Source organism: Clostridium sp. Ade.TY (genome assembly GCF_000498355.1).
Taxonomy (GTDB): Bacteria; Bacillota; Clostridia; order Clostridiales; family Clostridiaceae; genus Clostridium.
In genome coordinates this window covers 145500-159691 of sequence record NZ_AVSV01000003.1, presented here as the reverse complement: position 1 = coordinate 159691, position 14192 = coordinate 145500, and the positions used below count along the sequence as shown (strand labels likewise).

General features: G+C 27.0%; 11 protein-coding genes, 2 pseudogenes, 1 riboswitch and 1 other annotated feature. Of the genes and pseudogenes, 1 reads left to right on the top strand and 12 read right to left on the bottom strand.

The window, feature by feature from the left end:
* Positions 1-29 precede the first annotated feature (29 nt).
* Positions 30-271 (bottom strand) — a binding site (T-box leader).
* A gap of 63 nt (positions 272-334) precedes the next feature.
* The 11 genes and pseudogenes from O212_RS0101400 to O212_RS0101355 form a co-directional block, all read right to left on the bottom strand.
* On the bottom strand, positions 335-856 hold the full coding sequence (locus O212_RS0101400) for an N-acetyltransferase (protein ID WP_024613390.1): 522 nt from the start codon (positions 854-856) through the stop codon (positions 335-337).
* Positions 857-888: 32 nt separating this feature from the next.
* Positions 889-1728 carry a PASTA domain-containing protein gene (locus tag O212_RS0101395; protein WP_024613389.1) on the bottom strand — a complete coding sequence of 280 codons (840 nt, stop codon included), beginning with the start codon at positions 1726-1728 and terminating at the stop codon, positions 889-891.
* 264 nt (positions 1729-1992) lie between these two features.
* A complete protein-coding gene (locus tag O212_RS0101390) occupies positions 1993-2190 on the bottom strand; it encodes a hypothetical protein (protein WP_024613388.1) in 198 nt (65 codons plus the stop codon).
* 199 nt (positions 2191-2389) lie between these two features.
* The gene (locus tag O212_RS0101385) at positions 2390-2581 is read right to left on the bottom strand and encodes a hypothetical protein (RefSeq protein WP_024613387.1); all 192 of its coding nucleotides are present in this window, start codon (positions 2579-2581) and stop codon (positions 2390-2392) included.
* 97 nt (positions 2582-2678) lie between these two features.
* Positions 2679-3788, bottom strand: coding sequence for a site-2 protease family protein (locus tag O212_RS0101380; RefSeq protein WP_051372974.1), 1110 nt, complete (start codon positions 3786-3788; stop codon positions 2679-2681).
* Positions 3789-4090: 302 nt separating this feature from the next.
* A complete protein-coding gene (locus O212_RS0101375; protein WP_024613385.1) occupies positions 4091-4657 on the bottom strand; it encodes a DUF4352 domain-containing protein in 567 nt (188 codons plus the stop codon).
* 165 nt (positions 4658-4822) lie between these two features.
* Entirely contained in the window at positions 4823-5398 is a 576-nt protein-coding gene (locus O212_RS0101370; RefSeq protein WP_024613384.1) for a xanthine phosphoribosyltransferase, read from the bottom strand.
* Positions 5398-6804 (bottom strand): nucleobase:cation symporter-2 family protein, encoded by a 1407-nt coding sequence (locus O212_RS0101365; protein WP_024613383.1) that lies wholly within the window; start codon positions 6802-6804, stop codon positions 5398-5400. Before O212_RS0101365 ends, O212_RS0101370 begins: the two co-directional genes overlap by 1 nt.
* A 172-nt stretch (positions 6805-6976) precedes the next feature.
* Positions 6977-7078: riboswitch (purine riboswitch) on the bottom strand.
* 340 nt (positions 7079-7418) lie between these two features.
* Positions 7419-7523 (bottom strand): annotated as a pseudogene (locus tag O212_RS17000) (DUF1905 domain-containing protein); the annotation flags it as partial.
* Positions 7524-7612: 89 nt separating this feature from the next.
* Positions 7613-8182, bottom strand: a complete 570-nt coding sequence (locus O212_RS0101360) for an ANTAR domain-containing protein (RefSeq protein WP_024613382.1) — start codon at positions 8180-8182, stop codon at positions 7613-7615.
* 28 nt (positions 8183-8210) lie between these two features.
* Positions 8211-9527: a glutamine synthetase family protein gene (locus O212_RS0101355; protein ID WP_024613381.1), complete on the bottom strand. Its 1317-nt coding sequence runs from the start codon at positions 9525-9527 to the stop codon at positions 8211-8213.
* A 564-nt stretch (positions 9528-10091) separates the two neighbouring features.
* Here O212_RS0101355 and O212_RS0101350 point away from each other — a divergent pair.
* On the top strand, positions 10092-12185 hold the full coding sequence (locus tag O212_RS0101350) for a glutamine synthetase III (protein WP_024613380.1): 2094 nt from the start codon (positions 10092-10094) through the stop codon (positions 12183-12185).
* A 104-nt stretch (positions 12186-12289) separates the two neighbouring features.
* Here the strand turns inward: O212_RS0101350 and O212_RS15830 are convergent.
* Positions 12290-14068: pseudogene (locus tag O212_RS15830) on the bottom strand (5'-nucleotidase C-terminal domain-containing protein); the annotation flags it as partial.
* Positions 14069-14192 lie beyond the last annotated feature (124 nt).

Here is a 14192-nt window from a genome sequence, read left to right as displayed (position 1 = left end):
ACACAAAAAACCTTCTACCTCTGTAAAAATACAGAGGCAGAAGGTTAACTTCCGCGGTTCCACTCTGGTTAGATAATAAAATATCTATCTCAAATTCAAGTACTAATATACTCTAACTCTATAATGGGAGTTCCCATAAAGATCTACTTAAATAATTCGACCTTTAAGCTCCAAGGGGCACTTCAATAATACTCCTTACAGGCTATCTCAGCAAACTAGCCTCTCTCTGTAGTAACTTATATTACCTACTTTCCCTTTTCAACGCATTTAAATTCCGTTTTTAATTGTTTTTATAATATATTATTTTTTTTACCATGTCAATAATTAATTCAGACTAATTTGATAAAAATACTTTAGGATACTCTACAACTCCTGATACGCCTTTAAGTCCACCAGCTATTAATTCAATTGCCATAAAGCAATCTTCTGGCACATCAAAAGGTGCTTTTATATTAAAATCAATAGCATTTTTATATCCAAATTTTTTATAATAAGTTGGATGTCCAAGTACTATAACACTTTTAAACCCTAAAGATTTTGCTATTTCATGCCCTTTTAAAATAAGTTCTTTTCCAACACCTTTATTTTGATATTCTTCTAATACCGAAAGTGGTGCTAATGCAAGTGATTCATTATCACCAATTTTTATTTTAGTAAATAATATATGACCAACTATCTTTGAATCTTTTTCTGCAATAATAGATAATTCTTTTATAAAAGTATTACTTTCCCTTAGTTTATTTACTAAATTTTGTTCATTATGATCTGTAAATTCAGCATTTAAAAATGCATTTTTTACTACTTCATAAGTTTCTTTATAATCCTCTTTTATTTCTTGTCTTAAACTTAATCTCATATTTATTCCCTTTCTAAATTCATTTTTATAATTTAATTTATAGGTTCTTTAGTAACTTCATCTGCTGATGTTACTTTATTATATATATAAAGCGTAACCCATTGATTAGGCTTTATTTTACTTCCTGCACTAGGTGATGTCTTTGCAACCTTACCAGTTAAATTTTTAGGCCCTTTAACTACTTCAGTTATCATACCAAAACCCATTTTATTCAACTTATACATAGCCTTCCCCTCACTCATACCAACTACATCAGGTAATATATCATTATAATATGGATTTTTTTCATTCAACTTACATTCTCTACTACATACAAATGTAAGTTTTGTTCCATATTGTACCCTTGCTCCTGGTGCTGGATCTTGACTTATTACTGTATTAGGTGGTAATTTACTATCCACAAATTTCGGATTTTCATCTGGAATAATTCCTGGTGTATGCCAAAGCTTAACATAAACAGAATTACAACTTTGATTTAATATATTTGGAACAGTAACATATTTAACATTATTTTGAGAATTATTTGTTTTATTTTCAACTTTATTAGAATTACTTTTAGCATATTTATCAGATTTTTTCTCTAAGTCAGCATTATTTTTCTTTTCCTTTAATTCACCTTTTGATTTTTCTTTTGGCTCTGAAATGTTTTCTTTAGACTTTAAGTTATCTTTTGATTCTTCTTTATTAATTTTCTCCTCTTTATTAGAGTTGCTCTCTTCCTTTTTTTTATCCGAATTATTTTTGTTAGTAGCATTTTCACTTATAACTTCATTTTTATTAGCCATAATTTTCTTTTGATTAAAAACCTTAATACTAAAAGTCCCTAATAAAATAACCACAACAACGGAAACTATTATTATTTTCTTTTTCATTTTTATCCCCCTATAAATTTGTTTCATTAAAGCTATTTCTAATCCTTGTAATTATTTATATTTTACTATAATTTTCTATTTAATTTGTAATAAATTTTCCGCCTATTCATTATCAAAAATTCAATTAAATGATTATTTAATAAAAAATAAGATTCACTAAAAACCTTAATACTCTAATTTTTAATTGAAAAATTACTTAAACCTTCTTTTTTATTGATATTAGAGAAAAAGGTTAGCTTAAATTTTAAGCTAACCTTATATATATTAAATTCTTCCCATGAATCCATTTATAAAACCATTTGTGAAATCTACCAATGTTGGAACCAAAATACCTACTTCTACCAAAACAATACCTATCTTTTGGCTTTTTGATAAAGTTTTAAATTTATTTCTAAATCCAACTAACAACAAAACAGCACCAATAGTCGCAAAAAACGGTAAAAAATACATTATCATTTCCATTTATACGTCCCCCTTATTATATAATTAACCTTACACAAAAATTTATGTAAATAATTACTATATATTTATATAATAATTCCATTTTATATATTTTTCAACATTTTTGTATTTATCAACAAAACACTTGTAAAATATCCAAAATAAAAAGTTGTTTCATTTAAATATTTTATTAATAAATAAACAAAACAACTTTTTTATTTTATCTTTGTATATTATTTGATTTTCTTTTTAGCCAGTTATAATATTTTTCTTTGCATTCTGGTGAATAAAAATTATTATTATTTTCCCAATAATCCATATAATAAGTGTCTCTATTACACACACTACACTTATTATTTTCCATACCGTAGATTGAATTATATCTACCTAAATCCCCTGAACTAAATTTCATAAAAATCCCCTCCGTATAATATGATTATTTATTTTATATATATAATAAATTTGTATTATTATTCATATTATACCTTATTTTATTAATTTTTATACAATTATTTTTGTAGAAATCTTATGATTTCAAGTTCACTTTTTATTTCTCCTTTAGCTGGATATGTATTTTTAACTACATCTATTTCTTTTAATATTTCATCTGCTTTATTTAAATCCCTTTCTATCAAAAGACTATATGCATACATAAGTCTTTTTCTTGATATATAACAATCAGTTGCCTTTATATATCTTTTTAATTCTTTTGTATAAAGCTTATTTATTACATCATCTCTTTTTTCTCCTATTATCTCATAAAAAAGAAGCTCACATTGAATTTCATATTTATATATTTCTAATATGTTTTTTGCATCATTAAGTAAACTTTCATAGCATTCTTTTGCTTTTTCAAATTCTAATTTATCATGATAATAATTTGCCTCTAAAATTTTTATAGATGTTATTATAGAATTATTTAAATCTGCATTTTCTTCTATTTTAAACCATTCAAAAGGCATGTCCTTAACTCTAATTCCTTTGTATATTAATCCATTAACTTTAAGTTGAATATAAAAACATCTTTTTATAAAATCATCCCTACTAATTGATAATATGTTATATCCATCATTTGAAAGTCCACTTACCTTCATTGGAATTCCATTAGTAATAAATATAATTATTCCACTTGCAATAATAGAAATTAAAAATATTTTTAAAAATTTAGGTAAAGGAATAGACATCAAAATAATTATACCCAATGATGATATTATTAAATTCATAAGAACTCCGCCCAAATTATAAAGTACATAAGGGCATCTCTTTATATCATCTTCTTTAGGCATCATAAGACATTGTCCACCTGTTCCTTGAATATTAAATTTTTTTCTAACCAACCTTCCATTTTCTTTTACAATAGTAAAACTAAATATTCTAAAAGAAATAAACTCATAACCTGATAAAAGTCCAAATATTAAATGCCCACCCTCATGTATAATAATTTGAATAATAAAGGAGGCTATAAATATACCTATTATTATAACTACATCAATAAAAGTTGTTTTTCCAAATATATTACTTTTTCCAATTATAATTCCACCAATTACTCCAACTATAGCTCCAATTATTATAAATAATATACTACCTATAATCTTTATAATAGACTTTTTTGTTTTCATCTCACTATCCCCCATAATTTAATTACAATAAATAATATTTTTAGGAAGATAATACCATGCAGTTATATATCATACAAGCTATTTATATAAATATTTACTCTTTAATTCAATACCTAATTGAAAAGTCTCTTTCTAACCAAAACTTTTATATATTTTTTTAAATATATTTCTCTTTATTATCTTTAGACGGTTTATTATTTCTTATAGCTTTTGATTAATATTAACTGTTTTAAAATTGTATTAATTTAAAGAAAAAATTTTTAAAATAAAAAAGACTAAGAAAAAACTTAGTCCTACATTTATTAATTTAAATTAACAACTACTTGACCTGTAGAAATTAATGAACTATCAAATTCTAATTCAAGTCCCTTAGCACCCTTTGGAACTTCAACTACATATTCACCAGTCATCTTTCTACCTTTTCCTAACTCCCCATCAAGCTGCCCTTTTTGATTCTCTGTAAAAGCTTGATTGTATGATCTACCATCTTTATCTATAACTTTAAACATTAACATAGATGAAACTGCTTGAGGTTCATCTGATATATTTTCTAAAGTAATATCAATTTTTAAATATTCATTTCCATTTTCAGGTTTAATAAACTCTCCACCATTTGATTTAGAAACTTTATTAACTCTTACATTAAAATCATTTATTTTCACAGTATCTCCAACCTTAAATGATTCAATGCTATTTTCCTTATCATTATTGTTAACTTGATTTGATACTCCCTTACTTTCCTCTTTTTGAATATTATTTACTTTTTCAGGTTTACTTGAAGTATTTGAACTAATAAATCCAATACCTATTATAGCTATAAGTACGAAAAACCATCCTCTTTTGTAAAAAGCTTTTTTATGATTATACATTAATAAATCCTCCTTGTATAACTTTATCCTTTGAATTTTTACCACATTATAATATTTTTAAACCTTTATTTTAATAATAAAAAAAGATAACTAAAAAAATTTTAGTTATCTTTTTATTAAATATTATGAGCTTTTTATTTTACAAAATTTGATTAATAAATATTATTAATCTACTTTAAATTCAATTAAGTTTTCTCCAAGTTTTGAAATACGAGCTAATGAATACACATCATATCCTTTTTCATCTAATATTTTTCTTCCAGGTTGGAATGATTTTTCTATTACTATTCCTACGCCAGCTACTATAGCCCCTGCTTCCTCAACTAATCTTATTGCTCCAAGTGCAGCTTCTCCATTTGCTAAGAAATCATCTATTACTAATATTTTATCATTTTCATTTATGTACTTTTTAGATAATGTTAATTCATAATCTGATCCTTTAGTGAAAGAATGTACTGTTGTTTGGTATACTTCACCATTTAAAATTTTTGAAGTTTGCTTTTTTAATGTAACCATTGGTAAATCCATTTGCATTGCAGTCATTACTGTTGGTGCTATACCTGAACTTTCTATTGTGAATATTTTTGTTATTCCATGATTTTTAAAATATTCTTTGAAATATGTTCCTATTTCATACATTAACTTTGGATCTACCCCATGATTTAAAAATGAATCAACCTTTAATACAGTTTCGCTTAATGCTCTTCCATCTTGTAATATACGTTCTCTTAAAATTTCCATTATACTAACTCTCCTAACTCTAAATTAATATTTTTTTCTGTGCATTTATTATTTTTATCTATATCTTCTTGTCCATCTTTTAGAATTTCTTTCTTTTTACTGTTGTCTTTTAATACTATGTTAAGTATTAATGCAGTTATTGTTCCTGTAGAAATCCCTGATGAAAATATCATTTTTAGTGCTTCTGGTAATTGACTTATAACTTCTGGTCTAAAAGTAACTCCAAGTCCTAATCCCATTGATATTGCAATTATAAGTAAATTACGTTCTGTAAGTTTAACATTACTTAATGTTCTAATTCCTGCTGCTGCAACTGTTCCAAACATCATTATTCCAACTCCACCTAAAACAGGATTTGGTATTGCAGTAATTATTGCAGAAATCTTCGGTAAAAATCCTAATATAACTAATAATATACCTGCCATAACAGCAACGTGACGGCTAGCAACTTTAGTTAATGATATAATTCCTATATTTTGAGTAAATGATGTATTAGGACATGATCCAAAAATTCCACCAAGAGCACTCCCTACACCATCTGCTAACACTCCTCCAGCAACTCTTTTATCATCTCCAGATATATTAGAAGTTTCTTCTATAGCCTTTATACAACCAACTGTTCCAATTGTTGCTACAAAATATGCTGGAATAAATGCTATTACTGACTTTAAATCAAAAATAACTCCAAATTCAAATATTTTAGGAAAGGAAAAAAAACTTGCCTCTTTTATTGCTGTAAAATCAACTAATCCCATTGGAATACAAACAATATAACCTATTACTATACCAAGTAATATTGATGCGCTACTTATCATTCCTTTTCCATAATTATTTAAAATAAGAGTAATTACTAAAACAAACATTGCTATTAAAATATTTTTTAAATTGCCATAATCAGCTGAGCCTGCACCACCTGCTGCCCAATCTATTGAAACTGGTAATAATGTTAATCCAATTAAAGTTACAACTGTTCCTGTAACAAGAGGCGGAAAAAATTTCATTAATGGTTTTATGAAGAAACTTAATACAATTTCAAATAAAGATCCTAAAATTGTTGCTCCTATTATTCCTGGTATTCCAAGAACCGAACCTACTGAAATAGCTGGTGATACGAAAGTAAAATCTGTTCCCATAATACAAGCTACTCTGGAACCAACTTTACCTATTCCCCTAGCTTGTATTACTGTTGCAAGACCTGATGCTAATATTGATGCACTTATCAATGCAGTTGTTGTTTTTGTATCAAATCCAAGTGCTGTTGATATTACAAGTGGAACTACTATTATTCCACCAAATGCTGCAAATATATGTTGAAATCCAAATAATATTTTTTTAAATATTCCTAAATTATCATCAACACCATAAATTAAGTTAACTTCCGTAGAATTTGTACTTTCTTTTTTCATTTCTTCATCTCCTTGTTATTTATAATATTTCTGTATCCTTTGTATAAAAAACTTAATTAGACTCAGATAAAAAAGTAAATTACATTTAATTGTAATGGAAGTTATACTTATAAAAAAAAACAGCATCCTCAAAAAATTGAGGTGCTGCTAGTTAGATACAATACATACATATCTATCTTGTACAACTCCTCGTAGTCTGCTAATTTACGGCTAGCAGGTAGAAACTTCCGGTCCATATTACCGATTATATACGAGTCCGTTTTTTATTATATACGTAGTATTATATCACGAAAACTTATTTTATCAACAGTTTCCATTTATTTTATTTTCTCTTTTTTGCTAAGCATTTCTATTGTTTTTTCTAATCTTGAAATTTTAGTTTCTTCCTTTTTTGCTGAAGTTATAAACTTTATAAACTTATTTTTTTGACTTCCTGTAAGAGTGTCAAAAAATTCCTTCTCTAATTTATTTTTATTTAAAGCACTTTCAAATATTTCTGGAACTTCCTCTTGTCTGCTTTTATTATCTTCTTTTATTATAACTTCTATTTCATCTCCAGCTTCCTTTTATATTTTCTTTCTTATAGCTTTTGTTACTCCTATTATATGGCAATCCTAACCCATCTTAGCAAGTATTCCTCTATATTTTTCTCCATCAAAGCTTGCACAAACTTTTACCATTCCATTTGTTCCAAACTCATCTTTTACATTAAAAGGAAACTTAACATAAACTCAATCAACTTTGTCTGCTTTTATTAGTTCAGCTTTAAACTTATAAACTTTCTCCATACCCCTTATCCTTCCTAAATTTAAATTTCATATCTTTTAATTATACTTTCTGATATTTGTCTTTTAGTCATTCTCATATCCATCGCTTGCTTTTCAATATGTCTATGAGCTTCACATTCAGACATCTTTAGATATTCTATAAGTAAACACTTAGCTCTATCAATCATCTTTATATCTTCTATTTTCTTTATAAGGCTAGTATTTTCTCTTTTTAGCTTACTTACTCTATTATGAATTGCATTTGCAACTTTAAAAGAATTCCAAAATATTAGTCTATTCATTGGTTTTGCTAAAGTTATTACACCATGCTCTTCTACTTTAATAGAAACTTCATCAGCTATTTCACTCTTAACAACTAAAATTGCTTGACTTACTTTATCAGAAACTATATCACAAGCTAATATTTCTCCAGTTTCATCACTTAAAGGCGCATTAATAATACATAAATCAAAATCTCTATCTACAATTAATCTTCTTGCTTCTCCTCCAGTTGCTACTGTAGTTATTTCTCCATTAAAGTTTTGTGAAAGAACATCTTTAAAGAAATCCACCCCTTTTTTGCTACTGGATATTATTAAAACACTATCCAAATTAATCCGCCCCTTTTAAGTTCTAATATTATATCGTTTCAAAATATCTTTTATTTAATTCATCTTTAAATTTAATATCAATAGATTTTTTAACTTCATCTTCTTTTAAAGTTATATATTTATTTAAAAATTCACTACCTAAAATACTTTTTACAAACTCACTTTCTTTCGCAAATTCTATTGCTTCATTAATATCTTTAGGTAATGTATCAATTTTTTCTAATAAATTTTTGCTTAAAGTATATAAATTTTCATTTATAGGTTCATTAAGACATAACGCTTTTTCTATCCCTTCAAGTCCAGCACTAATTACTAAAGCAAATGCAATGTATGGATTTAATGCGCAATCTGCTGATCTAAGTTCCATTCTCACATTATCACCTGTAGCTGCTGGAATTCTTATAAGCTGTGATCTATTTTCACAAGACCATGATATATATTTTGGCGCTTTAAATGTGCCAAATCTTTCATAAGAATTTGATATTGAATTTAAAAATAATGTTATTTCTTTTATTCTATTTAATATACCTGCAATAAAACTTTTTACTTCATCAGAATAATTACCTTCTTCACCTTCAAATATGTTTTTCCCATTTTTTAAAATAGAAATATTAATATGAAGTCCATTACCACTTTTATCTTTAAGTGGTTTTGGCATAAATGAAGCAAAGAGTCCATTTCTTGATGCTATAGCTTTAACTACAGATTTAAATGTTAAAAAATTATCTGCTGCAGTTAATATATCACTATATTTAAAATCTATTTCATTTTGTCCTGGTCCCTGTTCATGATGAGAAGTTTCAGGCATAATCCCCATATCTTCCAAACAAATACAAATTTCTCTTCTTATATTTTCTCCTTTATCAACTGGAGCCATGTCAAAATAGGTTCCTCTATCTTGTGTTATAAAACTTGGATTGCCATTTTCATCTGTTTTAAATAAATAAAATTCACATTCTGTCCCTATCTGTAGTTCATACCCCATAGAAATACTTCTATTTAAAGTTTTCTTTAATATATTTCTACTATCAGAAATAAAATTTTCTTTATTTGGAGTTTTTATATCACAAAAGAATCTAACAACTCTTCCCTGCTGTGGTCTCCATGGAAGTATACTAATAGTTGATGGATCTGGAAATAACAATAAATCTGATTGTGCTGAATCTAAAAAACCAGTAATAGATGAACCATCAAATGAAATGCCTTCATAAAAAGCTTTTTCTAATTCATAAGCCATTATTGCAATATTTTTTTGAACTCCGAAAATATCACAAAAAGCAAGTCTTACAAATTTAACATCATTTTCTTTTACAAACTCTAAAACTTCCTTAACCTTGTATTTCATAGTTATCCCCCAATTTTTCAAATTATCATCTTATATATTTATAGTATTATTTATAAATTTTATTATTTATCTATAATTAAACATTATAAAGACTATATGAATATAAAACTTCATTTAAAATTTATTCCAAGTTAACTCTCTTTATTAATCAATACTTTAATATATAAAAATAAACTTATTTTTTAAGTAACATATACTTTACTGTATATATTAATAAATATTTTAACCATAATTTAAAATAAAAGACGCTCATTAAAATATTTATAGGGGCTACAAATAAAACATAACTTAAAGCTTTAAAATTCACTATAACTTATGCCCTTTTACGCCTAAAATACTTTAATGAACGCCTTTGTTCAATATTTTATAGTATACAATGTAAAATTTGCTTTATCAATATTTTTATATAAAAGTTTATAAAATAGAAAAATAATATTTTTTTGAAAAAAGTGTTTACAAAATTGTATAAGGTTAATATAATGTAGTACATAGATTAACAGCAAAGGCGCTGTGAACTTTACAGGTTCACTGCGCCTTTTTTTTTATTTAAGGAGAGGATAAAACATGAAAAATATACCAGAAATATTTGGTAGCTTAGTTTTTAATGATAAAGCTATGAAAGCAAGACTACCTAAAGAAACTTATAAAGCACTAAAAAATACAATTTCAAGAGGTGAACCAATTCAATTAGATATAGCTAATATTGTAGCAAATGCAATGAAAGACTGGGCAATTGAAAAAGGAGCTACACACTTTACTCACTGGTTCCAACCTATGACTGGAGTAACTGCTGAAAAACATGATAGCTTTATTTCTCCTGATAAAGACGGAAATATTATTATGGAATTCTCAGGAAAATGTCTTGTTCGTGGTGAACCCGATGCTTCAAGTTTTCCATCAGGTGGCCTTAGAGCTACTTTTGAAGCTAGAGGATATACTGCTTGGGATCCAACATCTTATGCTTTTATAAAAGATAATACTTTATGTATACCAACTGCTTTCTGTTCATATAGCGGAGAAGCTTTAGATAAAAAAACACCTGTTTTACGTTCTATGGAGGCTTTAAATAAACAAGCATTACGTATACTAAAACTATTTGGAAATTATGATGTTGATAGAGTTATAACAACAGTTGGCCCTGAACAAGAATATTTCCTTATTGATAAAGAAATGTATGAAAAACGTCCAGATTTAGTTTGCTGTGGTAGAACTTTATTTGGAGCAAGACCTCCTAAAGGACAAGAACTTGATGACCATTACTTTGGAGCAATTAAACCAAGAGTTTCTGCTTACATGAAAGAGCTTGATACTGAACTTTGGAAACTTGGAGTACTTGCTAAAACTAAGCATAATGAAGTCGCACCGGCACAACACGAGTTAGCTCCTGTTTTTACAACTACAAATATAGCAATAGACCATAATCAAATTACAATGGAGCTTATGAAATCCATAGCAAATAATCATGGATTAACTTGCCTACTTCATGAGAAACCTTTTGCTGGATTAAATGGTAGTGGTAAGCATAATAACTGGTCACTTTCAACAAATACAGGTATAAATCTTTTAGAGCCTGGTGATACACCATCAGAAAATGCACAATTTATATTATTCTTAACAGCTGTTATTAAAGCTGTTGATGATTATCAAGATTTACTTCGTATTTCGGTTGCAAATGCTGGAAATGATCATAGACTTGGTGCAAGTGAAGCTCCACCTGCTATAGTTTCAATATTTTTAGGAGACGAATTAACAGAAATACTTCAAGCAATTGAAAAAGGTGTTGCTTATAAAGATAAAGAACATTGTACTATGGAAATTGGTGTTAATGTTCTACCTAAATTTCCAAAAGATACAACAGATAGAAACAGAACTTCACCATTTGCATTTACAGGAAATAAATTTGAATTTAGAATGCTTGGTTCTACTTTCTCAACAGCAGGCCCAAATATTTTCTTAAACACTATGGTTGCAGAGGAATTAAAGCAATTTGCTGATATACTTGAAAAAAGTAATAATTTTAAAGAAGATTTAAATACTCTTATAAAAAATACTATTAAAGATCATAAAAGAATTATATTTAATGGTAACAACTATTCAGATGAATGGGTTAGAGAAGCTAAAAAGAGAGGTCTTTCAAATTTAGAAACAACTCCAGATGCTCTTCCTCATTTTATTGATGAAAAGAATATAAAATTATTTGAAAGTCATAATGTATTATCAGAAAGTGAAGTAAGATCTAGATATGAAATATTAATGGATAATTACTGCAAAACTATTCATATTGAAGCTCTTACTATGATAGACATTACAAAAAAATATATAATACCTGCAACATTAAAATATCAAGGTGAAATTGCAAGTATTGCAAATAATAAAAAACAATTACTTCCAAACATTAAATGTGAATTAGAAGAAAGCCTTTTAAGCTCACTTTCAGTACTTGGAAGCTGCCTATACTCAAATCTTGATAATTTAGAATCAGCTGTTATTAATGCAAGAAATCATACTGACTTACTTAAAGTATCAAAATATTATAGAGAATCTGTATTTATAAAAATGCAAGAATTACGTAGTGTTGTTGATGAACTTGAAACATTAATAGGTAAAGAATATTGGCCACTTCCAACTTATTCTGAATTATTATTTAGTGTAAACTAAATTTAATCAATAAAAAACTAAAGTAATTAAATTCTAAATTAGATTATTTATTAATTATAAAAAATACTATCTCAATATTTGAGATAGTATTTTTCTTTTATCATCTAAGAAACTTTTTTATCTTTTCTTCTAAGAACAACGATACCGCATCCTACAATCATTAATCCAAATAATATAAATCCATCTTCCTCCATACCCGTCTTTGGCATTTCGCTGATATCTTTACTTGAATTATTTTTATTATTTTTTGCAGAATTATAATCTTTTAAAGCTATAACTTTATTATCTTTGTTTAAAGTTTCTAACTTTTTAGATTGTTCTTTTGAATTACTGTTTTTATTTGAATTAATATTATTATCTTTATTATTTAAATCTTGTCCATTATTTTTATCTGAAGTATTATTTGAATTTGGATCTTTATTCTTATCTGTTTCAGAGTTTCCATTTGGATTTTGAACTAAAAATTCTGACATATTAGTAATTGGTTTAATTCCTTCTTTAGCCCATTTATCTTTCATAGAATCTCTTAATACTAAATTAGTATCTTTAATATTTTTAGCATTTTTAAAATCATATCCATCTCCACCAGCTGCCATAAAATCATTTGTTACAACTTTATAATATTGATTTGGATCTATGTCTTTTCCATTTGCTAATTGTACTTTAGTAATCTTCTCTCCTTCTTTTGCTCCTTTGTTATAAAATACTTTTACGCCAGCATATTGTCCCCATCCAAAATCTTTTGGTTCAATGCCATGATCTAAAGCTTTTATAACATCTGATCCTTTAAGGTCTAATGTAACTAAAGTATTATCAAAAGGTAATATTCTATATAAATCTCCAACTGTTATATTTCCTTTGTAAAGAGGCGCTCTAACTCCACCACCATTCATTAATGCAATATCTGCATTTGTTAATTCTTTCATTGTTTGTGAAACTGTCATTCCAAGTGGTGTAATACCTGTATCCCTATTATGAGGAAGATTTTCACTTAAATAAGTTACTTTTTCATCCATTATAGGTGCTAATTCCTTTTCATATTTTGAAATATCTTCTTTCATAATTTTATCTTCTTTTAAATTATTAATTCTTTTGTAAATATCATCTCTTGAATTGGACACAGTTAATTTTCCATTTGAATCAAAGTGTAAATTTACATGTCCTATAGATCTACCATTTTTATAAGCTTGTACTATTGGAACTCCATTTAATTTTCCACAAACCTTTTGATGACTATGGGCTGAAATAATTGCATCTATTCCTTTAACCTTTGTTAGTTCTTCTACTTCACCTGTAATATTTCCCTTTTCATCTTGATAACTTGCCATATGACATAAAATTATAACTGCATCTACATGTTTTTCATTTTTTAAATACTCTGTCCACTTTTCTGCATATTTTTTAGGATTTCTAAACTCTATATCTTTAACTGAATTTGGACTAGTTTTATAAGCTGTTTCTGGAGTTGAAAGTCCTATAAATCCAATTTTCTTTCCATCTTTTTCTACTATTCCATAAGGCTTAGAACCTTCTATTGGTTTATCAGTTCCTTTATAATATACGTTTGAAGCTAAAAATTCAAAGCCGCCATCTTTAGACCAAGTATTAAATAAATTTCTACCCCAATCAAATTCATGATTTCCTATTGCTGAGTATGTTACTCCAAGCTCCTTTACCATGTCACTAACTGGCTTCCCTTGTAATAAGTTAGATAAAGCACTTCCTTGATATAAATCCCCGCCACTAACTACTATAGTATTGGGATTTTCACTTTTAAAATTCTTTATTTCATTAACAAATTTTGCTGCACCAGGGTCACTAGTTGATCCTTGAAGTGAACCATGAAAATCATTAAAGCTTACAATTGGTATATTAACTTCTTTGTTAGCTTCTGTTTCTTTTTTATCAGCTGCATACGCCGTCACTGGTAATAACTGAAAAATCATACTAATGACTATTGCAAATGCAACTAAAAATCTTTTTGTCTTTAGTGTCTTTTGCATAAAA